The organism is Cupriavidus sp. 30B13 (assembly GCF_049059565.2).
Lineage (GTDB): Bacteria > Pseudomonadota > Gammaproteobacteria > Burkholderiales > Burkholderiaceae > Cupriavidus.
The window spans coordinates 12,256-35,494 of sequence record NZ_CP188224.1; the positions used below are offsets into that span (position 1 = coordinate 12,256).

At 69.2% G+C, this 23,239-nt stretch carries 24 protein-coding genes; 12 read left to right on the forward strand and 12 right to left on the reverse strand.

Annotation, left to right across the window (positions count from 1 at the left end; genetic code table 11):
- Position 1 precedes the first annotated feature (1 nt).
- Positions 2–487 carry a GFA family protein gene (locus ACKI2N_RS19455; protein WP_420995748.1) on the reverse strand — a complete coding sequence of 162 codons (486 nt, stop codon included), beginning with the start codon at positions 485–487 and terminating at the stop codon, positions 2–4.
- Between the two features lie 675 nt (positions 488–1,162).
- Here ACKI2N_RS19455 and ACKI2N_RS19460 point away from each other — a divergent pair.
- Positions 1,163–1,813, forward strand: coding sequence for an HAD domain-containing protein (locus ACKI2N_RS19460; RefSeq protein WP_420995749.1), 651 nt, complete (start codon positions 1,163–1,165; stop codon positions 1,811–1,813).
- Between the two features lie 25 nt (positions 1,814–1,838).
- Here the strand turns inward: ACKI2N_RS19460 and ACKI2N_RS19465 are convergent, their stop codons facing one another.
- On the reverse strand, positions 1,839–2,705 hold the full coding sequence (locus ACKI2N_RS19465) for a DMT family transporter (RefSeq protein ID WP_420995750.1): 867 nt from the start codon (positions 2,703–2,705) through the stop codon (positions 1,839–1,841).
- A gap of 164 nt (positions 2,706–2,869) precedes the next feature.
- Positions 2,870–3,025: a hypothetical protein gene (locus ACKI2N_RS19470; RefSeq protein WP_420995751.1), complete on the reverse strand. Its 156-nt coding sequence runs from the start codon at positions 3,023–3,025 to the stop codon at positions 2,870–2,872.
- A gap of 179 nt (positions 3,026–3,204) precedes the next feature.
- Between ACKI2N_RS19470 and ACKI2N_RS19475 the strand changes: the two genes are divergently transcribed.
- From ACKI2N_RS19475 to ACKI2N_RS19485, 3 genes are all read left to right on the forward strand, one after another.
- The gene (locus tag ACKI2N_RS19475) at positions 3,205–3,408 is read left to right on the forward strand and encodes a SlyX family protein (RefSeq protein ID WP_420995752.1); all 204 of its coding nucleotides are present in this window, start codon (positions 3,205–3,207) and stop codon (positions 3,406–3,408) included.
- Between the two features lie 101 nt (positions 3,409–3,509).
- The gene (locus tag ACKI2N_RS19480; RefSeq protein ID WP_420995753.1) at positions 3,510–4,091 is read left to right on the forward strand and encodes a DUF1439 domain-containing protein; all 582 of its coding nucleotides are present in this window, start codon (positions 3,510–3,512) and stop codon (positions 4,089–4,091) included.
- 204 nt (positions 4,092–4,295) lie between these two features.
- Complete coding sequence (locus ACKI2N_RS19485) at positions 4,296–4,793, forward strand: fumarate hydratase (RefSeq protein ID WP_420995754.1); 498 nt, start codon at positions 4,296–4,298, stop codon at positions 4,791–4,793.
- Between the two features lie 288 nt (positions 4,794–5,081).
- On the opposite strand, the gene ACKI2N_RS19490 is transcribed toward ACKI2N_RS19485, so the two are convergent.
- Both ACKI2N_RS19490 and ACKI2N_RS19495 read right to left on the reverse strand, forming a co-directional pair.
- Positions 5,082–5,699 carry a DUF938 domain-containing protein gene (locus ACKI2N_RS19490; RefSeq protein WP_420995755.1) on the reverse strand — a complete coding sequence of 206 codons (618 nt, stop codon included), beginning with the start codon at positions 5,697–5,699 and terminating at the stop codon, positions 5,082–5,084.
- A gap of 194 nt (positions 5,700–5,893) precedes the next feature.
- A complete protein-coding gene (locus ACKI2N_RS19495; RefSeq protein WP_420995756.1) occupies positions 5,894–7,918 on the reverse strand; it encodes a PhoX family protein in 2,025 nt (674 codons plus the stop codon).
- A 309-nt stretch (positions 7,919–8,227) separates the two neighbouring features.
- Between ACKI2N_RS19495 and ACKI2N_RS19500 the strand changes: the two genes are divergently transcribed.
- Together ACKI2N_RS19500 and ACKI2N_RS19505 are read left to right on the forward strand one after the other, a co-directional pair.
- On the forward strand, positions 8,228–8,845 hold the full coding sequence (locus tag ACKI2N_RS19500; RefSeq protein ID WP_420995757.1) for an IMPACT family protein: 618 nt from the start codon (positions 8,228–8,230) through the stop codon (positions 8,843–8,845).
- 47 nt (positions 8,846–8,892) lie between these two features.
- Positions 8,893–9,255 carry a 2Fe-2S iron-sulfur cluster-binding protein gene (locus ACKI2N_RS19505; RefSeq protein ID WP_420995819.1) on the forward strand — a complete coding sequence of 121 codons (363 nt, stop codon included), beginning with the start codon at positions 8,893–8,895 and terminating at the stop codon, positions 9,253–9,255.
- Here the strand turns inward: ACKI2N_RS19505 and ACKI2N_RS19510 are convergent.
- Positions 9,188–10,303, reverse strand: a complete 1,116-nt coding sequence (locus ACKI2N_RS19510) for an extracellular catalytic domain type 1 short-chain-length polyhydroxyalkanoate depolymerase (RefSeq protein WP_420995758.1) — start codon at positions 10,301–10,303, stop codon at positions 9,188–9,190. The two genes, ACKI2N_RS19505 and ACKI2N_RS19510, sit on opposite strands and share 68 nt — an antisense overlap.
- Positions 10,304–10,498: 195 nt before the next feature.
- Here ACKI2N_RS19510 and ACKI2N_RS19515 point away from each other — a divergent pair, with 195 nt between their 5' ends.
- Positions 10,499–11,419: a serine/threonine dehydratase family protein gene (locus ACKI2N_RS19515; protein ID WP_420995759.1), complete on the forward strand. Its 921-nt coding sequence runs from the start codon at positions 10,499–10,501 to the stop codon at positions 11,417–11,419.
- 58 nt (positions 11,420–11,477) lie between these two features.
- Here the strand turns inward: ACKI2N_RS19515 and ACKI2N_RS19520 are convergent, their stop codons facing one another.
- A complete protein-coding gene (locus tag ACKI2N_RS19520) occupies positions 11,478–12,812 on the reverse strand; it encodes a PQQ-dependent sugar dehydrogenase (protein ID WP_420995760.1) in 1,335 nt (444 codons plus the stop codon).
- Positions 12,813–13,269: 457 nt separating this feature from the next.
- On the opposite strand from ACKI2N_RS19520, the gene ACKI2N_RS19525 reads away from it, so the two are divergent.
- Positions 13,270–13,959, forward strand: a complete 690-nt coding sequence (locus ACKI2N_RS19525) for an ArsR/SmtB family transcription factor (RefSeq protein WP_420995761.1) — start codon at positions 13,270–13,272, stop codon at positions 13,957–13,959.
- A 65-nt stretch (positions 13,960–14,024) separates the two neighbouring features.
- Entirely contained in the window at positions 14,025–14,534 is a 510-nt protein-coding gene (locus ACKI2N_RS19530; RefSeq protein WP_420995762.1) for a DUF6630 family protein, read from the forward strand.
- An 853-nt stretch (positions 14,535–15,387) separates the two neighbouring features.
- Here the strand turns inward: ACKI2N_RS19530 and ACKI2N_RS19535 are convergent.
- Positions 15,388–16,308 (reverse strand): LysR family transcriptional regulator, encoded by a 921-nt coding sequence (locus ACKI2N_RS19535; RefSeq protein WP_420995763.1) that lies wholly within the window; start codon positions 16,306–16,308, stop codon positions 15,388–15,390.
- A gap of 225 nt (positions 16,309–16,533) precedes the next feature.
- Here ACKI2N_RS19535 and ACKI2N_RS19540 point away from each other — a divergent pair, with 225 nt between their 5' ends.
- The 3 genes from ACKI2N_RS19540 (at position 16,534) to ACKI2N_RS19550 (ending at position 19,288) form a co-directional block, all read left to right on the forward strand.
- On the forward strand, positions 16,534–17,238 hold the full coding sequence (locus tag ACKI2N_RS19540) for a TetR/AcrR family transcriptional regulator (protein WP_420995764.1): 705 nt from the start codon (positions 16,534–16,536) through the stop codon (positions 17,236–17,238).
- Positions 17,235–18,629 (forward strand): carotenoid oxygenase family protein, encoded by a 1,395-nt coding sequence (locus ACKI2N_RS19545; protein ID WP_420995765.1) that lies wholly within the window; start codon positions 17,235–17,237, stop codon positions 18,627–18,629. Before ACKI2N_RS19540 ends, ACKI2N_RS19545 begins: the two co-directional genes overlap by 4 nt.
- An 86-nt stretch (positions 18,630–18,715) precedes the next feature.
- On the forward strand, positions 18,716–19,288 hold the full coding sequence (locus tag ACKI2N_RS19550; RefSeq protein WP_420995766.1) for a hypothetical protein: 573 nt from the start codon (positions 18,716–18,718) through the stop codon (positions 19,286–19,288).
- Positions 19,289–19,309: 21 nt separating this feature from the next.
- On the opposite strand, the gene ACKI2N_RS19555 is transcribed toward ACKI2N_RS19550, so the two are convergent.
- The 4 genes from ACKI2N_RS19555 to ACKI2N_RS19570 all read right to left on the reverse strand — a co-directional run bounded on the left by ACKI2N_RS19555 (position 19,310) and on the right by ACKI2N_RS19570 (position 23,214).
- The gene (locus tag ACKI2N_RS19555) at positions 19,310–20,395 is read right to left on the reverse strand and encodes a Zn-dependent alcohol dehydrogenase (RefSeq protein ID WP_420995767.1); all 1,086 of its coding nucleotides are present in this window, start codon (positions 20,393–20,395) and stop codon (positions 19,310–19,312) included.
- 136 nt (positions 20,396–20,531) lie between these two features.
- Entirely contained in the window at positions 20,532–21,392 is an 861-nt protein-coding gene (locus ACKI2N_RS19560) for a mechanosensitive ion channel family protein (RefSeq protein ID WP_420995768.1), read from the reverse strand.
- Between the two features lie 267 nt (positions 21,393–21,659).
- Entirely contained in the window at positions 21,660–22,481 is an 822-nt protein-coding gene (locus tag ACKI2N_RS19565; RefSeq protein ID WP_420995769.1) for an amino acid ABC transporter permease, read from the reverse strand.
- Entirely contained in the window at positions 22,474–23,214 is a 741-nt protein-coding gene (locus ACKI2N_RS19570) for an ABC transporter permease subunit (protein WP_420995770.1), read from the reverse strand. Before ACKI2N_RS19570 ends, ACKI2N_RS19565 begins: the two co-directional genes overlap by 8 nt.
- Between the last annotated feature and the right edge of the window lie 25 nt (positions 23,215–23,239).

Consider the following 23,239-nt stretch of genomic DNA (forward strand, 5'->3'; position numbering starts at 1 on the left):
CCTAGCCCAGCAGGCCCTTGCGCTTGTGCCACTCGGCCAGCGATTCCGCCGGCCAGGTGCCGCAATGCACGTGGCCGCGGCCGCGCGGCACGTCCACCCACGGGGCGGCGTAGTCCAGCGCGGCCTCCACCACTTCGGGCGGCCTGGGCAGCGGCGTATCGATGGCCGACGCCTGCGGATGCACCAGCTCCGGCCAGCGCGGGTCCCACAGCCATAGCGCGCTGCCGCACTTCAGGCAGAAATGCCGCTGCGCCTTGGAGCGATACGCACGCCTGCCCGGCTCGCGCATCACGGCGTGATAGATGCCGACGTGCTTCCTGCCCCGGACCTTGAGCGTGGCGGCGTCGCCGCCGAGGTTGATGGCATAGCCGCCGCCGCCCGCCGTCTTGCGGCAGATCGAACAGTGGCAGTGCATGAAGGGATAAGGGCAATCGGCCTCCAGGCTGAAGCCGACGGCGCCGCAATGACAGGAACCTTCGAGATGCATGGGATCTCCTGCTGGGTGGGGAAGTGTTCATTCTAGGCAACGCCGCCCGGGCGGCGCGCGGCCGGGGCCGCGCAGGGGCCGGCTGGACAAGGCATGCACGCTATGGCATAAGGACCAGTCCTGCACCGGTCCGAACGCCCCATGCCCGTCGTCCCGCACGCCACGCACCCGCGCACTGCCCTCGCGCCTGCCCCGCAGGCCGCGCCGGCATGCGCGCGCGCGGCGTTTCCGGCGTTTCCCGAGGGCCACGCCGCCGTGCTTTTCCTCGCCGTGCGGGGAATGCGGGACATGTCCATGCTGTCCTGATCTCCCCGCACGGCACTTTGCCAGCGGGCGCGCGCGCCCTTTGTCCAATGTGCAACCGGGAGAACAGCCAATGTCCTCGATCTATCGCAAGACCCTTTGCGCCATCGGCGCCGTCGCCGTGGCCTACCTGCTCATCAACCTGTGAACCGGCGGACGCCGCGCATCGGGCCACCGGCGCCGGCGTGCTGCCGCGGCCAAGTTGTTTCGGCGCGAAACAACTCGCCTCGGCGAACCGGTGAAATTTACGAAGCCGCATCTCAAGTTACAGATATGTTGCACATTAGGCCGCATAGCGCACTGCAGATTTTCCGGGCGCCGTCGTAATCTTCAACACGTGCCGCCACGGCGCTGCAACCAGAACAGGAAATCATGTCAGAACGCCTCATCATGCTTGACGTCCCCGGTGTCCTCTATTCGGGCCGCTCCGAGGCCCGGCTGGGCGGGATTCCCGATACCGGCACCCTGCGCGACGTCCGCTTCTTCGATCCGGTCGCACTCGGCTTCGTGCGCCGCCTGTTCGGCCTGGCCGGCGCCCGCGTGGTGGTATCCGAGGCATGGCGCCGCGGCGTGCCCGCGGCGATCCTGCAGCAGCTCGACCTGCAGATCGAAGGCATGACGCCCGACGTGCCCGGCGGCCACGCCGCGCGGGTCGCCGCTTATTTCGCCCGGCATCCCGCGCCGCAGGCGTTTGCCATCCTGACCTGCGATACCGCTTCGCTGCAGGACGAGCAATACGCCCACCTGCGCGCACACACGGTGGCCGTGAATCCGGCCGAAGGCCTGACGCCGGCCAACTTCAAGCAGGCGCTGGACGTGCTCGGCGTGGCCTGCCCGTCCACGCTGTGCCTCGACACCCAGCCCGACGCCGGCCTGCAAGCCCGCCTGCAGCGCCTGCGCCGCCTGGCGCGCGAAGCGCCCGCGCGTTTCGAACCGGGCGCGATCGCCGCGCCGCTGCTGCAAGGCGTGCCCGAGCTGGCGCTGCCGGCGCAGGGCGCCACGCCGGCGCTGGCGCACGCGTGAGAACGGGGCGCGCCGCCGCGCGGCACTAGCGCCGGCTGCTGCCCCGCCCGAAGACCAGCGCCAGGCCGGCCACGATGGCGGCCATGCCCGCGATGCCGGATGCGGCAAGCCGGTTGCCCAGGAACAGGTAGTCCAGCAGCGCCGTCACGGCGGGCACGAGGTAGAACAGGCTGGTCACGCTGACGAGGTTGCCGGCCTGGATCAACCGGTACAGCAGCAGCGTGGCGCCCACCGAGATCACCAGCGCGAGCCACGCCAGCGAGAGCAGCAGGCCCGCCGCCGGCGTGGCCGTCATCGGCTGGAACGGCACGAACAGCAGGCATAGCGCGAGCCCGGCGCCGTATTGCAGCGGCAGCACGTCGAGCGGCGCCTGCCGGATGCCTTTCTGCAGGATCGCGCCGAACGTCATGCAGGCCAGCGCGGCCAGCGCAAACCCCACGCCGGCCGGCGACAGCCGCGCGCGGCCGATGCTCTCCGACACCACCAGCACCAGCCCGCACAGCGCCGCCGCGAGGCCCGCCAGCCGGCGCAGCGGGTAGCGCCGCTCCACCAGCAGCAAGGTCAGCACCGGCTGCGCGCCGAGCACGGTGGCCAGCACGCCCGGTGTCACGCCGCGCGCCAGCGCGAGCAGGTAGCAGATCGAATAGGCGCCGGTCATCAGCAGGCCGGCGGCCATCACGCGCACGCGCGTGCCCGGCGCCGGCAGCCAGCGCCGCCGCCACGCGGCCAGCGCGAGCAGCACCAGCAGCGCGAGCGCGAAGCGCGCGGCCAGCAGGGCAAAGGCGGATGCATACTCGAGCCCGAGCCGCGCGAAGATCGCGCCGCTGCTCCACAGCAGCACGAAGAGCGCGGTCGAGCCATGCGCGCCCAGGGCGGTTTTGTTCAATGCCATGATGTTCACCTGTCGCGGGCAGCCGGCCTGCGGCCGGCTGCCACGAAAAAAAACGCGTCGGAAATTTCGCGTCAAGAACCTTCGGCAAGCCGGTGCCGGTCACGCGCCATGCGTGCGGCAGGAAAAACCGAAGAGGAAACGAAGCGGAAGAGACGGGCCGGGAATCAGCCCTGCGTGGACGGGGGCGGCGGCGCGATGCCGGCCCGCGCGCACGGCGGGGAAGCGACAGGTGGAGGCGAGGCGATGAAGACCGCGCACGGCAGCGCCGCGCCCGCGAGGGCGGCGGCGGCGGCAAGCTGGCAGTGCGTGGCTGTGGTCATGATGGTCCGTTGTGCCCGGCGCGCATCGCCATACTGGAGCGGCCGGTGGATGCGCAACGTTACACCGGCGGGCCGGGCGAGGCAAGGCCGGCGCTGTCTTACAATGCGCGGCCGCATCCCGGCCGGCACGGGAAGGCAGAAGCGGCAATGAAACCCGAAACGAACACGGAGAATGCGCGATGGAATCCCGCCTGACCGAACTGGAGATCAAGGTCGCCTTCCAGGACGACCTGCTCGAGACGCTGAACCTCGCCGTGGCGCGCCAGCAGCGCCAGATCGACCTGCTCCAGGAGCAGCTCCAGGCGCTCTACCAGCAGATGCGCTCGGGCGGCGCGGGCGGGCCCGACAACAGTCCGCAGCACGAGATCCCGCCGCACTATTGAGCGCGGCGGCGGCGGCAAACAGGAACATTGCCGCCGCCGCCGCGTCTGACCCTGAACCCGCGCGCCGTTCGCGCGGCGCCCCAGCCCGGAGGAACCGCAGCATGGAGATCAAGCCGACCGCCACCCGCGCCGCCGCGCGCCTCGTCTTGTGCGGCGCGCTGGCCGCGCTCGGCGCTGCCGGCGCCTGGGCCGGCTACAACGTGTGGACCGGTGACTACACCTTCTCGCGCCAGGAACTGCAGGACGCCATCGACAAGCGCTTCCCCGCACGGCTGCGCTACGGCCAGGTGCTCGACGTGCAGCTGACCAATCCGCGCCTCGTGCTCGACGACGCCGGCAACCGCGTGAGCACGCAGATGGACGCGCAGGTCAGCAACACGCTGCTGCCGGCGCCGCCGATCACCGGCACGCTGTCGCTCAGCAGCGGCCTGCGCTACGATCCGGCCAGGCGCGCCGTGCTGCTCGACAATCCGTCCGTCGAGCGCGTACAGGTCGACGGCATGCCGGCGCAATACGGCGAACAATTGAACGCGATCGGCGCCGTGGTGGCGCAGCAGGTGCTGCGCGATTACCCGCTTTACACCTTCAAGCCGGAAGAATTGCGCGTGGCCGGCAAGGACATCGAGCCCGGCGCGATCACCGTGCTGCCGGATGGCATCAAGGTACGGATCAATACGCGCTGAAAACAGGCGCAATAGCGAAAAGCCCTATACGTAGGCCATATTCGCATCCTGAGCCCATCCCGAGCGCATGCCGAAGCCGGATAAGAACGCCCTATTCGCGCGCGCCTTTTCCGTTGGAAATTCCCCGCATTTATTTGAACGCGCACAACGCATGTCGCGCGAAAGGTTATACTCCGCGCTCCACAAACTAACAGGTAAATAACCATGGCCGTGACCACCAAGAAAGTTGTAAAGACCAACGCAGCAGCAAAGGCCAAGCCGGCAGCAGCAAAGAAGGTAGCAGTGCCCGCGAAGAAGGCCAGCGTCCTGGCCCGCGAACTGGCCGCCGCCAAGAAGGCCCTGCTGAAGCTGCGCGCAGATTCGAAGAAGGCCATCGAAGCCGCCAAGCGTGAAATCGTTCAGGCCGCCGAAGCCGCCAAGAAGGCCCTGCTGGCCGAGAAGCAAGTCGCCAAGGAAAAGCTGGCTGCACAGAAGGCAAAGGCCAAGGCCAAGCCCGCCGCCAAGAAGCCGGTGGTGAAGGCCGCCGTGGCAAAGAAGGCCGCCGCCAAGCCGGCAGCGCCGAAGGCCGCCCCGAAGGCAGCAGCGCCGAAGGCCGCCGCCCCGAAGGCCGCCAGGAAGGCCGTCGCAAAGAAGCCGGCAGCGCCCAAGAAGGCCGCTCCCGTGAAGACCGAAGCCGAAGCGGCGCCCGTCGCAGCGAAGTAAATCGCGCAGGGCCGGCGTGGCCCGGAGATGCGCGCGGCAGTCCGCGCCATGCTCCGCGCCGCGCACCTCGCTTGTGCAAACCGGCTGGCGCCTTGCAGGGCCGGCCGGCATCCCGCCCCCCCCGGCATTGCCGTTTCTTGCGGCGCCGCTCCGGCTGTATTTCCTGCGTTTCCTCCATTTCCCGCATTTCGCCCGCGCGCGCTTTAGCTGTTTCTTTATTGCCCTGCGCACTCGCGCACCGCTTGCGCACTCGCCGCGGACCGCGGCGGCGCATTCCCGGCATTTCCCCTATTTGCGGAATACCAGGCTGAAATTATTGGCCGGCATCGGGATTGGCTCGTCCATGCGGAAACCTTCCGTTTCCCCCAGCGCGGCAATGTCCTCCATATTGCGCACGCCCCATTGCGGATCCGCGTTGCGCAATTGCGCATCGAAGGCGGCATTGCTCGGCGCCGTATGCTCGCCATTGCGGCGATAAGGGCCGTACAGGTAAAGCACGCCGCCCGCCGGCAGCAGGCGGCCGGCGCCGGCGAACAGCGCCTCGGCCGCCGACCATGGCGCGATATGGACCATGTTGATGCAGACCAGCGCCTGTGCCGCCTCGATGCCCCAGGGCTGCTGGCGCACGTCCAGCGCCAGCGGCGGCAAGACGTTGGCCAGCCCGGCATGGGCAGCCCAGCCCGCGATCGAGTCGCGCGCGGCCGGCTCCGGATCGCTCGGCTGCCAGGTCAGGCCCGGCAGCGCCGCGGCAAAATGCACCGCGTGCTGGCCGGTGCCGCTGGCGATCTCCAGCACCAGCCCGCTGGGCGGCAGCACGCGGCGCAGCACGGCCAGGATGGCGTCGCGGTTGCGGTCGGTGGCCGGGGCCATGCGGCGCGCCTGAAGCTGCTCGTCTTGTGTGGGCATCGGTGTATCTCCTGTATTTTTTGCGGGGCGCGGGGAAACCGCCCGCATGCGGCTTTCCCGACAGTGTGCCGCAAGGGTAGCAGGCATGCTGCGCGGCGCAAAATGAAACGCCCCCGGCGATTTCTCGCCGGGGGCGTCCTGCCGCCCACCGGTCGCGCGGCCCCGGGGCCGCGCAGCCGATGCGCCGGCTACGCTCAGGCCTTGCCGAGCTTGACGCTGGAGATGTCGGCCGTCAGATAGCCGACCGCGGCGCCGTAGCGGTTCTTGTAGTTGGCGCGCACCAGCGGATCCAGCGTGGGTTGCACCTTGACGTGGAAGGCGGCGTTCCAGTCGCCCGCATGCTGGAAGTTGTTCATGATGTAGGTCCAGCCGTTAAGCTCGTCGACCGCGTGCAGGCCGGTCGATTCGGCGCCCGACGGGGTGGACAGCACACGGGTCAGCTTCTTGGTGTCTACGTTGTAGGCCCACAGGAAGTTGTTGATGTGCTGGCCGCTGTCCTCGCCGATGAACAGGGTGCGCAGCTTTTCCGAGAACTTCAGGTTGTCCGGGTTGGCGATCAGGTCCGGGTCGGCCGTGTTGCCCAGGGCGTCGGCGGCGATGTCCTTGCCCACGATCAGCGCGCTGGTGTGCACCGGCACCCATTCGCTGTTGATCGCGGCGTTGTCCAGGTCCTTCTGGCCGCCGGCCAGCTTGTGCTGCATCACGCCGCCGGCCTTGAGGGCCGCGTCGAGCGAGATGTTGCTCTGCGCGTTCCAGCCCTTGGCGTTGTTCTTCACCATCGAGTCCTGGATGTTCTGCAGCGCGGAGTAGGCGATCTTGTCCTTGATGTTGACGGTGGTGCCTTCCATCTTGGTGAAGCCCATGCTGCCGCCCTTGAGGTAGGCATAGCGGTGGGTTTCCAGGAACGCGGCGACCTTCTCCTTGCCCGGCACGACCTTGACCCACTGGGCCGCGCCGTTGGCGAAGATCTTGGTGTAGTCGGGGTCGCCCGGATCGGCGTACACCACGTCCATGATGTCGGCCGGGCGGTGCGACTTGGCCATCGCCTCGACTTCCGCGCTGGTGGCATGGCCGAGCTTGACCCAGGTCAGGTCGGCGCCGGCGGCGGCGGGATCGATCGAGAAGCCGGCGCCGACCTTGGCCACGTACAGCGTGCCGGCGGAGAGGTCCTTCTCCTTGTCGGCCACGAACATGAACATGCCGCTGTTGGTGGCGTCGTCGCCCATCAGCACGGTGCGGTTGTCCGGCATCACCTGCACCAGTTCGTGCGAGATGCGGCCCAGGCAGTAGTGCTTCTTGATGCTGGCGGTGCCGTCCGGGTTGACCGTGACCTCGGGCAGGTGGCCGTAGAGATAGGGGTTGAGCGGGATGCTCGCGTTGCCGTAGAGATTCTTGGCGAACTTCGCGTACTGGTCGACCAGGTCGAGGTACGTGGGATCGAGCGGGTTGGTCGCATTGAGGAACGCGTCCGGCTCGTATTCCTCGCTCGACAGGTGCGTGTTCCACGGCGACAGGCTGGCGCCGCAGGTGATCCACAGGCCGTTGGCCGACGAGGTATCGACGTTGTGATACTTGACCAGGCTCAGCTTGCCGGTGGCGGGGTCCTGGTCCAGCGTCAGCACGGCGATCGGCGACGGCAGGCGGCCATACATGGTGGCGTTGGCCTGGTCGCGGGTGGTGTACTCGAACTGCACCACGGCGAACACCGTGTTGCCCTTCACGCCGGCCACCTTGGCGCCGTCGATCTTCAGCAGCGAGGTGCCGTCCGGCGAGTCGGAGAAGAACTGGCCTTCCTTGCCGGCCACGGACGTGTCGACGATCGGCTGGTTGTTGATGTCGAAGTAGCCGCCGGCCAGGATCTTGCCGCCGTTGCCGTCCGGCACCTGGTCGCCGGTCATGAAGAACGGCTGGTAGGCCAGCTTGTAGGTCTGGCTGCTGCCGTCGCTGAACGAGACCTTCAGGCTCGAGCCGACCGTGGTGGTCGCCATCGCGGCCGGGTTGGCCAGGGTCGGGGCGGACATGCCGGTGAATTCGGCGGTGCTGAAGGTCGCGGCGGGCGTGCCCGGTGCGGGAGCGCCGGGTGCGGGCGCTGCAACGGCGTCGTCGCCGCCGCCGCAGCCGGCCAGCAGGGCGGTCGCGCCGAGGCCCAGCGGCAGCATCGGTGCGCCGGCCAGGAATTTGAGCGCCTTGCGGCGGGAAGCATCCGGTTTGTCGATCATTCTTCTTTCCCGTTTGTTTTGTGAGTGGGTGAGCGGCGCTCGTGGCGCCACCGAGCCGCGCGCTGGTGGGGAGACGGCCGCGCAGCGATCAGGCCGAGGTCGCATGCTATGAACCATTTGTGACAGCTTGTTTAAACTGCCTTACTTTGCAGACATCCAGCAGGCCCGCCACATATCTGCCCATGCCTGCAAGGCCGGCCGCGGGCGGGCCGGGCGGCCCGCTGCGGTACACTGGCGCACGCCCGCAACCCGCGGCGCAGTCCTTTTTAGCCCTCCGCACGCCGCCGCCAGACAGGCGTGGCCCGATCAGTGCCGACCTACACCCTCGCCTTCCCGCTCCAGGCCGAACTGGAAATCCGCAAGAGCCGCTTCATCGCCTACGCCATCCCGGTGGCCGATCGCGATGCGGCCATGACCGAACTGCAGCGCCTGCGCGCGGAACACGCCAGCGCCACCCATGTGTGCTGGGCCCTGCTGGCCGGGGGGCATTCGGGCATGTCCGACGACGGCGAGCCGTCCGGCACCGCCGGGCGGCCGATCCTGGAGGTGATGCGCCACCATGAGCTGGAAGGCGTGCTGGCGGCCGTGGTGCGCTACTACGGCGGCATCAAGCTGGGCGCGGGCGGGCTGGTGCGCGCCTATACGGACGCCATCGCCGTGGCGCTGAAGGAAGCGCAGCGCATCGAACGCATTGCCTATGCGCGGCTGGTGGTGGAGGTGGATTACGCCGACGAGGCGCGCGTGCGCCGCTGGATCGAGCAGGCCGGCCACACGCTGGCGCACGGCGAGCACGGCGCCGCCGCGCGCCTGACCATCCAGTTGCCGGCCAGCGAGCAGGACACCGCGCGCGCCGCGCTGCGCGACGCCACCCACGGGCGCGCGCGCTTTCCGGATCCCGAGGCGGGCGAAGGCGGAGCACAGCCGTGAGCGCGGACACGCCGGCGGTGCCGCCCGGAGCATCGGCCGAAACGTCGCTGCCAACGTCGCCGCCAACGTCGCAGCAAGCGCCGGCGGCGCAAGTCTTCCAGGCGCGCGTGGAGCCGCTCGGCCGCGGCTTTGCCGCGCCGGGCACGCAGACGCTGCTGCAATCCGCGCTGCAGGCCGGCGTGCAGCTACCCAGCTCGTGCCGCAACGGCACCTGCCGCGCCTGCCTGTGCCAGCTATCGGCCGGGCACGTCGCCTACCGCATCGCCTGGCCGGGCGTGAGCTTCGACGAGCGCGACGAAGGCTACATCCTGCCCTGCGTGGCCTATCCGGAAAGCGACGTGGTCATGCAAGCGCCGCTCGCCCGCCCGCAGGCCGGCGAACCGTCTCCCGCGCCGCCAGGCACTGCATGAAGAACTGCCAGGCAATGCGCAGGGCATCCGGGCCGGCGGGATCGCTGAAGGCCTGGCTGGACGGGCCGCCGCTCCACGCATGCCCGAGCCCCTCGATGCGCACCAGCCGGATGTAGGGGCGGCCCGCGTCCGACCACGCGAACACGCTGAAGGGCCGGCGCTGGCCGCGCTGGATGCGGCGCGGCGCGGCCAGCAGCGGTGCCGCCGGCAGCAGTTGCTGCCACAGCGCGGCCGCCGCCAGCGCGTTGTCGAACTGCACCACGTGGTCGGCATCGCCGTGCAGCAGCAGCAGGGGCGGCGGCCGGCGCCCGCCCAGCGACAGGCGCGCGGCCTGCAGGTCGGCCTGGCCCTTGCCATGCATGACGCGCGCGGCCTGCGCGGCATTGCCGGCGCTGAGCGCCACCGCGCCGGAGTGCGAGCCCACCGCGGCAAAGCGGTCCGGATAGCGCAGGCCCAAGGTCTGCGCCATCGCGCCGCCGGCCGACAAGCCCAGCGCGAACACCTCGGCAGGCCGCACCAGGCGCTGCTGGCAGACATGGTCGACGATGGCCATCAGCAGCGCCGCCTCGGCCGCCACGCGCGCCGGCGAGCGAAACCAGTTCCAGCAGCGCTGCGCATTGGCGTGCGAGGACTGCTCCGGCATCAGCACCACGCAGCGCGCGCTGCGCGCCAGCGCCGCGGCGCGCGTGCAGGCGGCAAAGCTGGCGGAGTCCTGCCCGCAGCCGTGCAACAGCACCAGCAGCGGCGCCGGGCGCGACGCGCTCACGCCGGACGGCACGAACAGCCGGTAGCGGCGCTGCACCAGCGGCCCCAGCCCCCAGCTGCCCTCCTCCCAGCGCCCGCCGGCCCGGCTGACCGGCGCCGCCACCGGCGAGGCGACGCCGCTGAGCACACGCTGGGCGGCCTTGCTCATGGCTTCGCCCTGCCTGACCGCCGATCGGATCGCGCTGCGCGTGACGGTGCGCTGCGCGCGCCGCACATTGCGCGTGGCGATCTTGCCGAGCGCGTTCCAGAGCTTGGCGCCGCTGCTCGTTCTGCGGCGTGTCATCGGGAGGCTGCCATGAGGATTCCCTTCTCGCGGGCGGGGGTGCGCCGTAGTATGCCCCCCGGGGCCTTTCCTGTCAGGTTCATCGCGGTTCCCCTCGGGCGCGCGCCGGCCGCCGCACATCGGCTGCCCGTCCGCCAGGCATTACCATATCGGCCTGCGCCCAGTGCCGGCATTCATTTCCTCATACCGCTTCCCATGCCCCTGCATATCGAAACCCCGCTGCTCGCGTCCTTTCCCCTGAGCCAGGCGGCCGGACGCTCCGTCTGGCTCAAGCTGGAGGCCTTGCAGCCCTCCGGCTCGTTCAAGCTGCGCGGCATCGGCGCCGCTTGCGAGGAATACGCGCGGCGCGGCAAGCGCCGCTTCGTGTCCTCGTCCGGCGGCAACGCCGGCATCGCGGTCGCCTACGCGGGACGCTGCCTCTCGATCCCCGTCACGGTGGTGGTGCCGGAATCCACCACGGAGCGCGCCAAGGACCTGATCCGCCAGCAGGGCGCCGAGGTGATCGTGCACGGCGCGAGCTGGAACGAAGCCAATGCGCTGGCGCTGTCGATGATCGGCGCGGCGGAGGCCTTCCTGCACCCGTTCGACGATCCCCTGCTCTGGTCCGGCCACGCGACGCTCGTCGACGAGATCGCGCGTACGGCGTTCCGGCCCGACGCGGTGGTGCTGTCGGTGGGCGGCGGCGGGCTCATGTCCGGCGTGGTCGAGGGCCTGCGACGCAACCAGTGGGGCGACGTGCCGGTCATCGCCGCCGAGACCCGGGGCGCCGCCTCGCTGGCGCAATCGATGCACGCCGGGCGGCGCATCACGCTCGAGGCGATCACCAGCATCGCCACCTCGCTGGGCGCCAAGCAGGTGTGCGAGCAGGCATACGCGCTCACGCAGCGCCATCCCGTGCGCAGCGCCGTGGTGTCGGACCGGGCCGCGCTGGCCGCCTGCGAACGCTTCCTCGACGACCACCGCATCCTGGTCGAGCCGGCGTGCGGTGCCAGCCTGACGCTGGCCTACGAGCGCGCCGCGGAACTGGAAGGCTTCGACAACGTGCTGGTGGTGGTGTGCGGCGGCGTGACGGCCACCATCGACAACCTGCGGGCCTGGTCGCAAGCCTGCGCGTAGGCGCGGTCCGGCTCCCGGGGCGGCCGCCGGTTCCTGTGCGGCGCCGGCAGGCCCGCACTCACTGCGCCGCCGCGGCCCGCTCGATGCGGTACACCTTGCCGCTGGTGCTCGACGTCGACGGGTCCGCGAGCACGTAGAGTTCCTGCGCGGTGTCCTGCCCGAACGAATACACGCTGCCGCTGATGGTGACCTGCCAGTCGACCTGCTCCGTGACGGCGCCGTCGCGGTAGACAAAGCTGAGCAGCTTGCCGGTGCAGAGATCGGAGTAGAAATAGCGTCCCTGCAATTCCGGAATCGCGCTGCCGCGGTACACATAGCCGCCGACGATGGCGCAGCCGCCGCCGCTGTGCGGATACTCGAACACCGGCGGCGTCAGGCCGGCCATGTCGCAGGGCGAGGCGCCGAAGCACAGCGTGCCCTCGGTGCGGTTCCAGCCATAGTTCAGGCCGCCGCTCGACGCGGGTTCCACGTTGACTTCCTCGCGCTGGCCTTCGCCGACATCCGCGAGATAGAGCAGCCCGGTGGTGTCGAACGAGAACCGCCACGGATTGCGCAGGCCCAGCGCCCAGATCTCGGCGCGTCCGCCGGCGCCGCCCGCGAACGGATTGCCCGGCGGCACGACATAGGGCTGCCCGGCCGCGCCGCCGACGTCGAGGCGCAGCATCTTGCCCAGCAGCGAAGCCGTGTTCTGCGCGTTGCCGGCCGGATCGCCCCCGCCGCCGCCGTCCCCGGTGCCGGCATAAAGCATGCCGTCCGGGCCGAACGCGAGCTGGCCGCCGTTGTGGTTGTTGGCGCCGTGCGGAATCGTCAGCACCACGGTGCCGGCCGGGTCGGCCACGTCCGCGTTGGCGGCGGACACGTTGTAGCGGGCAATGGTGAGGGTGCCGCTCAGGTCGGTGTAGTAGACGTAGAAGCGCCCGCTCGTCGCATAGTCCGGCGCGAACGCCATCGACAGCAGTCCGCGCTCGCCGTCGGTGGCGACCTGCGCGGTGATGTCGAGGAACGGCGTGGCCGCCACCACGCCGTTGCGCAGGATCCGTATGCGCCCCGGGCGCTCGACCACGAACACGCGCGTGTCGCCGGTCGGCGCGGTCAGGAAGATCGGCGCCGCAAGGCCGCCCGCCACCTCGGTCAGGGTCAGGTGCAGGTCTTCCGGCGCGCCGTAGGCAACGCCGGCCACCGGCGCGGTGCCGGCTGCCACCGCGAGCGACTGGACCGGCTGTTGCGGCTTGTAGGAGGAAGTCCCCGTCAGGACCGCCGCCGCGGTCACGGTGTACGTGCCCGCCGCCAGGCTGCCCAGCGTCGTCGATGTCCCCACCGTCTGCCGGTAGCCGCCCGGGCCCGTGACCACGACATTGGCGGGCGTGCCCGCCGGCAGGCCGGAGACCACCACGGACAGCGTACCCGCGCCGCCACTGCCACCCCCGCCCCCGCCGCCGGCAGTGCCGCCTCCGCCGTCCCCGCCATCACCCCCGCACGCGGCGAGGACGAGGCAGCATGCGCCGAGAAATTGGTGCAGGGCGGACCGGGATATGGAGATCATGAGAGGCTCCTGAGGAAATCTGCGGCAACGGTTGGCGGCACTGGCATGCCGCGCCGCCGGGGGCGGCGTGCAGCATTGCGCCGCAGGCTTTACAAGCCTTTGTAAAAAGGCAGGCGGCGCCGCGGCTTCACCAGCCGCCCCGATATGGGCCGCGCCCGCTACGTGCCGCGTGAGGCTCGGCTTTCTGGCCGGAGGGCGTCGCAGCGATTCTTGCTGCCCGCCCGATGCCAAGCAAAGATCCGGCCATTGCTGCGCTCGCTCCCGGGGCGGCCTATACTACGGTCGTCGTTTCATGACGGAATGAACTATGGAATACGCTCCGAGCATCAGCCAGCTCGCCGGCCTCCTCGCCGACCCGGGGCGCGCCGCCATGCTGTGGGCGCTGATGGACGGCAGCGCGCGGCCCGCCGGCGAGCTTGCCGTCATCGCCGGCCTCTCGGCATCGTCGACCAGCGGCCATCTCGCGCGCCTGAGCGAAGGCGGCCTGCTCGCGGTGCAGACGCGCGGACGCAACCGCTACTACCGGCTGGCCACGCCCGAGATCGGCGTTGCCATCGAAGCATTGGCCAGCGCCTCGCTGGCCAGCCACCCGGCCCGCGCGCGCGCCATCCCCGCCGCGCGCACCGCACCGGCCGCGCTGCGCCAGGCCCGCACCTGCTATGACCACCTCGCCGGCGAACTCGCCGTGGCGCTGTTCGAGCGCATGGCGCACGCGAACTGGATCGAAGTGGCCGGCACCGCCGTCGAGCTCACCGCCAGCGGCACGCAAGGCATGGCGCAACTCGGCGTCGACCTCGAAGTGGCGCGGCGCAAGCGCCGCCAGTTCGCCTGCACCTGCCCCGACTGGAGCGAACGCAAACCCCACCTCGGCGGCGCGCTCGGCGCCGCGCTGCTGCAAAACCTGATGGAGCGGAAGTGGATCGAAGCCACCTCCACCTCGCGCGCGCTGCGCGTGACGCCGCTCGGCCAGCAGGAGATCCTGCGCATCGCCGGCTGAACCGCGGCGACGCTATTTTCCACAGCAATGCGCCATCCGGCGCCACACCGAAGGAGGCAGATGCAATGAGCGACGGACTGAACGACGAAGCGCGCCAGGCACTCTGGCGCCTGATCGAACTGATCAACTTCGACGACGCGGCCATGATCGAGAAACAGCAGACGCTGTTCGACGAAGCCCTGGCCGACGCCGACGACGCGGACGAGATCGAAGGCCAGGAACTGCTGTGGATCCTCAAGGACGTGATCGATTGGGAATCGGGTTTCTATGTGGACTGGAAGGATTGCGCATCCTTCATCAGCTGCATGGACGAACTCTGCGCGCGGATCGACGTGGAGATCGACTGGGGCGTGGAAGACCCCGAGGATGAGGATTTCCTGGAGAGCACCAGCGTGCCGGAGCTGATGGAACTGGCGTTCGAGCAGTTGCGGGTGGCGGGGTTTACGTTGTGGAACTGGAATACGGAGGGGGATGCTTATGCGGGGTGGATTGCGAGGGGGGAGGATGAGGAGGAGGTGATGGGGGTGGTGGAGGTGTTGGGGTTGGATGTTCGGCCTGGGGATCAGCCTTATTGATTTTTTTATTTTTTATTATTTAAATATTAAATTCTACGTCAAAGTCAAAATCTTAACTTCAAATTCAAAGGCTTTCGCTCCCCCGGAGCGACCTACTTTCTTTTTTCCGAAAAGAAAGTAGGCAAAGAAAGCGGACTGCCTGGCCGGCAGGGGCAGAAACGTTGGGTTTCTGATTGTTCGTGGTTTCGTCGTGGGGTTCGTGGTTCTGCTGGCATCCTGCCGTTACCGGTGCGGCCCACCACGATCTTGCTGGCGGCAGTGGTCTCGGGGTCAGACCTATGATGGCGGACGCACTGCTTGTTCGGCCATCTGCCGCTACCGGTTTTGGCGGCCACGACGTAGCACCCTCATGGTTTCGTGGTGGGCGTGGTGGACCGGGGCGCGAGTGTATGGGGCTATGTCTCAAGTCGGGGCCACTGCGCCCACCACGAAACCAGTGCCGTTCCTATGACGGGCCCATCCACCCCGGTCGCGGCAGCAGCGTGAACCACCTGGACCGCCGCCATCATGCAGCGCCACCACGAATCGGACACCACCCGAAATGTCGTTGTGGTCAGCACCGGTAGCGTCAGCAGTCTTATCGAAGCCGTCGCGCCCACCACGAAACCACAATCAAATTTAAAGTCTGAGCGCCCAGCCTTCTGCAAGAATCGCTTTCTTTTGGTTACTTTTCTTTTCGAGAAAAGAAAAGTGACACTTACATGTGTGCGAATGGGCTATCAAGCTCGCGCCGCTAGGCCCACAAAGACAAGCAGACTCCAAATACGCCAAAACAGAACCAATAAAATCCCATTCTGCCATACACCACAAATACAATAAAAATAACAAGAAAATCAATAATACCAAATAAAATTCAAACTTTAGGCGGTACCAACCGAGGATCAGCCCTCCCCAACGTCTCCTCCAAAACATCCAAAAACACCCTGACACTGGCCGGCATCAATTTCCTCGCCGGCATCAACACAAACACCTTCAACGGAGAGGTCGTAAACCCCGGCAACACCCTCACCAGCCGCCCCTGGTCCACTTCATCCTGGACATACCGCGGCGACAGCCGCGCCACCCCGAGCCCGTCCATCGCGGCCTTGAGCCGGATTTCGGCGTTCTGCGTGCGCATGCGCGGGTCCACCGGGAGGCTGCAGACCTCCTTGCCGTCGCGCAGGAATTCCCAGCGGCGGTCTTCGGCGCTGCCCAGCGTGGGCCAGCCGGCCAGGTCCTGCGGCGTGCGGGGCAACCCGCGTGTGCGGATCAGGGATGGGGAGGCGAAGAAACCGCGCTCGATCAGCACCACGCGCTTGCTGGCGAAGGAGCTGTCGTGCAGGCCGGTATTGGTCATGACAAAGGCCAGGTCGTAGCCGCTCTCGATCAGATCGGGCTGGTCCCAGGATACGTCCACTTCCACGCGCAGGTCCGGGTGCAGCCGCAGCAGCCGCGTAAGGCTGGGCGAGAGGTGCAGCGAACCGACCTCGTACGGCGTGGAGATGCGCAAGGTGCCGCTGACCTGTTCGCTGACGGAGACGGCCTCGGCGCTGATCTCGCGCAGTTCCGAGAACAGCGGGGCGACGCGGTCATACAGTTGCTGGCCGCGTTCGGTCACGCGCACGCGGCGCGTGGTGCGCTCGAACAGGCGCACGCCGAGCTGCATTTCCAGGCGGGACACGGCGGCGCTGGCGGAGGATTTCGGCACGTCGGCCAGTTCGGCGCCCTTGGTGAAGCCGGCGCCTTCCACGACGCGGCAGAAAATCTCCCAGTCCTTCCATTCGATGGTCTTCATGCGCCGTCCCCGCCCTGCCGTAGGTGATGCGCGCCTGTGCGGCGCGCTGGGCGATTGTCCCACAGGGCGAACAATGACATGGCATTCGCACTGGGAGTCAGCACTGCTTCTCCAAACTCGCCTTGACAATTTACAACGTAAATATACACTGTAAATCATCATGGCCCGAAGCTCGGAAAAACGTCACGCTTCGCGGCGGTTCTGTTTTCACGCACGCAGCAGCACATGGCAAAAAACCTCACCCAGGAAGAAATCGACGCGTTCAAGGCCCGCTTGTGCGAGGTGGCCGAGCGCCGCTTTGCGCAAGGCGGCGTGGCCAACGTCAGCATGCGGCAGCTGGCGGACGAGCTGGGCTGCAGCCCGATGACGCCTTACCGCTACTTTCGCGACAAGGACGACATCCTTGCCGCGGTGCGCACTGCGGCATTCGACCGCTTCGCCGCCGCGCTGGAAACCGCCGGCGCGAGCGCCGAGGAGCCGCGCGAGCGGGCGCGGGCGGTGGGACGGGCCTACCTGGATTTCGCTTTCGCCGAGCCCAATGCCTACCGGCTGATGTTCGAGATGACCCAGCCCGGCGACGCGCGCTACCCCGAACTGGAGCGCGCCGGCTCGCGCGCGCGCCGCACCATGAGCGCGCACCTGGAGGGCCTGGCCGAGCGCGGCCTGATCGAGGGCGACCCGCAGGTGCTGAGCTACGTCATCTGGGCGGCGATCCACGGCCTGGTGATGCTGGGCCTGGCCGGCAAGCTGCCGGACGAGCCCGGTGCCGACGCGATCCACGCGGAGATGATGCGCCTGCTGATGCAAGGCATGCGCGCACCGCGGGACCAGCCCGCCAACGACCCCCTCCCCGCCGCCATGCCGGCGACGGCCCCCAGGCAGTCAAGCAAGCAGCCAGGCAAGCAGCCCCGCAAAAGGAGCACGACATGAGCAAGCCGTTCCCGCCGTCGCCCTATCTCAGCGACAACTACGCCCCCATCTCGATGGAGTGCGACGCGTTCGACCTGCCGGTGACCGGCGAGTTGCCGCGCGCGCTGCGCGGCACCCTCTACCGCAATGGACCGAACCCGCAGTACGCGCCGCGCGACGCGAACTACCACTGGTTCATCGGCGACGGCATGGTGCATGCCTTCCATATCGAGGACGGCCGCGTGCGCTACCGCAACCGCTGGGTGCGCACCAACAAGTTCCGGCTCGAACGGGCCGCGGGGCAGGCGCTGTTCGGCAGCTGGGGCAATCCGGCCACCACCGACCCTGCCGTCGCCGGCCAGGCCGGCGGCGCCGCCAATACCAACATCCTGTGGCATGGCGGCCGCCTGCTCGCGCTGGAAGAAGCCCACCTGCCGGTGGAGCTGGACCGCGAGACACTCGCCACGCGCGGCAACGTGGACTACGCCGGCAAGCTGCCACGCGCCATGACCGCGCACCCCAAGCTGGATCCCGTCACCGGCGAGATGCTGTTTTTCGCCTACTCGGCGGATGGCCCTTTCACCCCGGCGCTGGACTACGGCGTGGTGGACCGCACCGGCCAATTGCAGCAGATCGAGCGCTTCGAAGCGCCGTTCCCGAGCATGGTCCACGATTTCATGGCGACGCGGAACTACGTCCTGTTTCCGATCCTGCCGGTGACCGGCAGCATGGAGCGCGCCACGCGCGGCGAGCCGGCCTATGCGTGGGAGCCGGCAAAGGGCGCGCACATCGGCATCATGCCGCGCCAGGGCGGCGCGGCGAAGATGCGCTGGTTCCGCGGCGAAGCGTGCTACGTGTTCCACGTGATGAACGCGTGGGAATCCGGCGACAAGATCGTCGCCGATGTGATGCAGTACGAAACCGCGCCGCTGTTCAACCCGGATGCCGGCAGCGCGCGGGCGCGCCTGTGCCGCTGGACCTTCGACATGGCCGGCGATTCGGATACCTTCACGCGCGCGTATCTCGACGACATGGCGGGCGAATTCCCACGCTTCGACGAACGCTTCGCCACCCTGCCCTACCGCCACGGTTACTTCGCGTGCCGCGAGGACGGCAGCCGCACGGTGGGCGACTACAACGGCCTGGCCCACGTCGACCTGGAGCGCGTCACGCGCTCGGTGCATCGGCTGCCGGAGGGCGACGTGGCATCCGAGCCGGTCTTCGTGCCGCGCGCGGCCGACAGCGCCGAGGGCGACGGCTGGCTGCTGGCCACGGTCTACCGCGGCGCCGAGAAGCGCAGCGACCTGGTGGTGTACGAAGCCGGCGCCATCGCCGACGGCCCGGTCGCCACCGTGCAGCTTTCGCACCGCGTGCCGTTCGGCTTCCACGGCAACTGGCTCGGGGCCGACTGAGCGCAGGGGCGGCTTTCGCCTTCACCGCATCGCTTGCCAGGCGGCCGGGCATCCATCGGGCCGCATCATTCCGTCAGGAGACCAGCATGGGAATGCTGCTTGGATTTGCCCCTTTCATCGCTTTCTTCGTCGCCATGCGGCGCATCTCGCCGCTGGCGGGGCTGGCCGCGGCGCTGGTGGTCTCGCTGTTGCTGTGCCTGCGCAGCTGGCGGCGCGGCGAATCGCTCAAGGTGCTGGAGCTCGGCAGCCTGGCGCTGTTCGGGCTGCTGCTGGCCTATACGCTGGCGGCCGCGCCAGGCTGGACGGTCGCCACGGTGCGGCTGGCGGTGGATGGCGGCCTGCTGGCCGTCGTCGTGGTCTCGCTGGCGATCGGCAAGCCCTTCACGCTGCAGTACGCGCGCGAGCAGGTCGCGCCGGAATTGTGGAACTCGCCGCGCTTCCTGGCGGTGAACCGGCACATCACGCTGGCGTGGGCGGCGGCGCTGGCCGTGATGGTGGCGGCCGACGCTGCGGCCGAATACGTGAGCGCGATCCCGCTGTGGGTAGACGTGGCCGTCAGCGTGGCCGCGCTGGCCGGCGCGGCGCTGTTCACCATCCGCTATCCGGCCGCGGTGCGGCGCGCGGCGCAGGCGGCCGCCACGGCCGAGCCCCGCGCCTGACGGGGCAGCGGCAGACTGCCCTCAATCCCCGAACATGATCACCGAGCGCGCCAGCTCGCCGCGGCGCAGTTCGTCGAAGGCGTCGTTGATGTTCTCCAGCGGCATGCGGCGCGAGATCAGCTCGTCGAGCTTGAGCTTGCCCGACAGGTAGAAGTCCACCAGCCGCGGCATGTCCACCGGGAAGCGGTTGGAGCCCATCATCGAGCCCTGGATGCGCTTTTCGGCCAGGAAATCGGTGCCTTTGAGCTCGATCTTCACGCCCGGCGCGATCATGCCGATCACGGTGGCCGTGCCGCCGCGGCGCAGCATCGAGAAGGCCTGCTCGGCGGTCTGCTTGAGGCCGATGGCCTCGAAGGCGTGATGCACGCCGCCGCGCGTGAGCGCGCGCACGGCTTCCACCGCGTCGGTGTCGGCCGCGTTGACCACGTCGGTGGCGCCGAACTGCTTCGCCAGCGCCAGCTTGCCGGGCACGCGGTCGATGGCGACGATGCGCCCGGCGCCGGCGATGGCCGCGCCGTTGATGGTGGCCAGGCCGATGCCGCCGCAGCCGATCACCGCCACCGTCTCGCCCGGCCGCACGCGCGCGGTATGCACCACCGCGCCCACGCCGGTGGTCACCGCGCAGCCGATCAGCGCGGCGCGGTCCAGCGGCATCTCGGGGCGGATCGCTACCAGCGCGTGCTCGTGGATCAGCATCTGCTCGGCGAAGGCCGACAGGTTGAGGAACTGGTTCATCGGCGCGCCCCTGGCCAGCAGGCGCGGCTCCTCGCCTTCGCGGCGCCGGGTATCCGGCTCCACGCACAGCGACAGGTGGCCGGTCAGGCAATGCTCGCAGTGGCCGCAATAGGCCGACAGGCAGGTGATCACGTGATCGCCGGGCTTGACCGTGCGCACCTCGGCGCCCACCTGCTCGACGATGCCGGCGGCTTCGTGGCCCAGCACCACCGGCGTCGGGAACGGGTAGGCGCCATCGAGGAAGTGCAGGTCCGAGTGGCACACGCCCACCGCCGCCGTGCGCAGCAGCACCTCGCGCGGCCCGGGCTTGCCGATGGCGACGTCCTCGATCACGAGCGGGGTCTTGGGTTGATGCATGACGGCGGCTTTCATGGGTCTCCTCGGCTGGTCTCGTTGTGCGGCAGGCACCGGATGCCGTTCGGCACGCGGGCGTGGCACCGGCTACCATACCGCCGAAACGCGATTCGGTGAAGCGCGCCGCGGCCACCCCGCGATCCGCGCGGCGGGATCAGGACGACACCGCCGCCTCGCCTTCCGTGCGCGCCGCCGCCGCGGCCTCGCTGCGCAGGCGGTAGTAGCGGCGCAGGATCTGCTGCCCGACGGTCATGCGCGACGCCACCGGCGCCGGGAAGCGCACCAGCGCATCGAGCTTGTCCGCGCCCACCGCCTCGAACAGCACGCGCGGCTCGAACTGCGACAGATCCAGGAAGCGCGAGCCGCCGTATTCCTGCAGGCTCAGGCTGGCCTCGGCCAGGAACGGCGCGCAGACCTGCGCGGTGATCGCCAGCAGGTCGGCCTCCGCGCGGTCCGGGTCGGATTTCTCCGGCAGCGGGATGCGCAGCGTGTCCAGCGTGTACCGGCCGGCCTGCGAATGGTTGTGCACGGCCACGGTCAGCAGCATGCTGTTGGGGATCTGCACGGTGGAGCCGGTGAAATGGCGCGTGCCGGAGATCTCGGCCAGCGTGGTGGTGAGCACGTCCATGTCCACCACCTCGCCGGAATGCGGTCCGATCTCGACCAGGTCGCCCAGCTGGAACGGGCGCGCCATCATGCGCAGGAACGCGCCCAGGAAGCACATCACCAGCTCCTTGCCGCCGATCACCAGCGCCACCGCGAAGGCGGTCAGCGAGATCGCCACGCTCTTGAGCTCCGACACCCAGATGCCCAGCAGCAGCAGGAACACCACGGCCGCGATGGCATTGCGCGAGGCCACCGTCCAGGTGCGGTAGCTGCCGCGGTTCTCCTTGTCGGCCTGCTGGCGGTTCTGGAAGAAGCGGTTGACGAATTTCACCACCACCATGCCGGCGAGCACGATGGCCACGCTTAGCCCGATATGCAGCAGGTAACTGTCGTTGAAGGGCAGATTCATAAGGACTTGTCCGAATACGGCCGGGCGGCACGGCCGGCCTGGCAGCACGCGCTCGAGAGCAAAGCCCCGATTCTAGCCATGCTGCGCCGCGGGATAGCAAGATGCGCCCAAACGGACATGGCGGACATGGCGGACAATGCGAAATTGCGCCGCGGAGCGCGCCCGCAGCAGGCCCCATTGCGGGGCGGCGCGCTGAAGAGCGGCGGGGTCGCCGGCTTCACCGGCCGGCTGTCCGGCCGGAGCAAGTCCTGGCCGCCGGCCACCAGGTCAAGGTGGCGCCGGGCGGGACCTGGGTGGCCGGGGAGCAGGTCTGCGCCCAGGCCGGAAGGCGCTGAGCCAGGCCTGGCCGGCGGGGGCGGCCTCCTGCCCCGGCATGCCCGGCAGCGCGCGCCGCCGGCTGCGCGTGGCGGCCAGCAGCAGCGCCGCCACGCTTTCGATCCCCAGGCAGATGGCGAAGTACAGCAGCCCCACCGCGCCGAACACCTGCGCCGCGTAGCCCATGCTGCGGCCATTGACCTGCGCCGCCACGGTCGACAATTCCACCACGCCGACGATATAAGCCAGCGACGTATCCTTGGCCAGCGACACCCACACATTGCCCAGCGACGGCAGCATCGCGCGCAGCGTCTGCGGCAGCACGATGCGCCACAGCGCCTGCAGCGGCGTCATGCCGAGCGCCAGCGCGGCCTGCCGCTGGCCCCGGCCGACGGCGGCGAAACCGGCTTCCATGACCTGCGCCACATACGCCGCGCCGATCAGCGCGAGCGCCAGCACCACGGTCTGCACCTCGCCGACCTGCACGCCCGCCAGCATCGGCAGCAGGAAATAGGTCCAGAAGATCAGCATCAGCACCGGGATCGCGCGCAGCCCGGCGAGCAGCGCGCGCAGCGGCCGCACCAGCGCGGCGGGCGCCAGGTCGAGCAGCAGCGCCAGCGCGATGCCGAGCACCGTCGCGCCCGCGCAGGCCAGCGCCGCCATCCACAAGGTCAGCGCGGCGCCCGCCAGCGGGCCTTCCGGGAAGGTGCCCTTGAGCAGGTAGGGAAGCTGGGCCAGCACCACGCCCCAGCCCCCGGCGTGCGCGTCAGGCATGCGCGGCCTCCGTCCAGCCAAGCCGGCGCAGCAGCGGCGGCGCGGCGAACTGCAGCAGCAGGATCAGCGCCACGTACAGCAAGGTAGCCAGGCCGAAGGCCTGGAAGGTCATCAGGCTGTCGGTCTCCACCTGGCGCGCGGCGTAGGACATCTCGGCAAAGCCGATCGCCATCGCCAGCGAGGTGTTCTTGACGGTCTGGCAGAGCTGCCCCACCATCGGCCGCGCGGCAATGCGCAGCGCCTGCGGCAGCACCACGCGCCAGAACGCCGCGGCCGGCGTGAAGCCCAGCGCCAGCGCCGCCGCGCCCTGGCCGGCCGGCACATTGGCCAGCCCCGCGGCCAGCTCGCGCGCGTAGAACGCGCTGGCATACAGGCCGATGCCCACCAGGCTGGCCAGCGCCTCCAGCGAAGGCGCGGGCAGGTGAACGCCGCCGATGCGCAGGCCCTGCCAGTCATACAGCGCGCCGATGGCCGCGTCGCCAAGCAACTGGGCCGCGCCGAAATACCAGAAGAACAATTGCACCAGCAGCGGCGTGCGGCGCAGGAAGCCGACCGCGCCGCGCGCGGCCAGCCGCAGCGGCGCCAGCGGGACGCGCTCGAGCGCTACCCAGCCGGCGGCCAGCAGGCAGCCAAGCGCAAACACGGCGGCCGACAGCGCCACCGTGAGGCCAAAGCCGGAAACGATCCAGCCGACGTACTTCGCCGGCAGGGGCTGCAACAGGATCTCATGCACCTGCACGGCTATCCCCGCCAGTCTG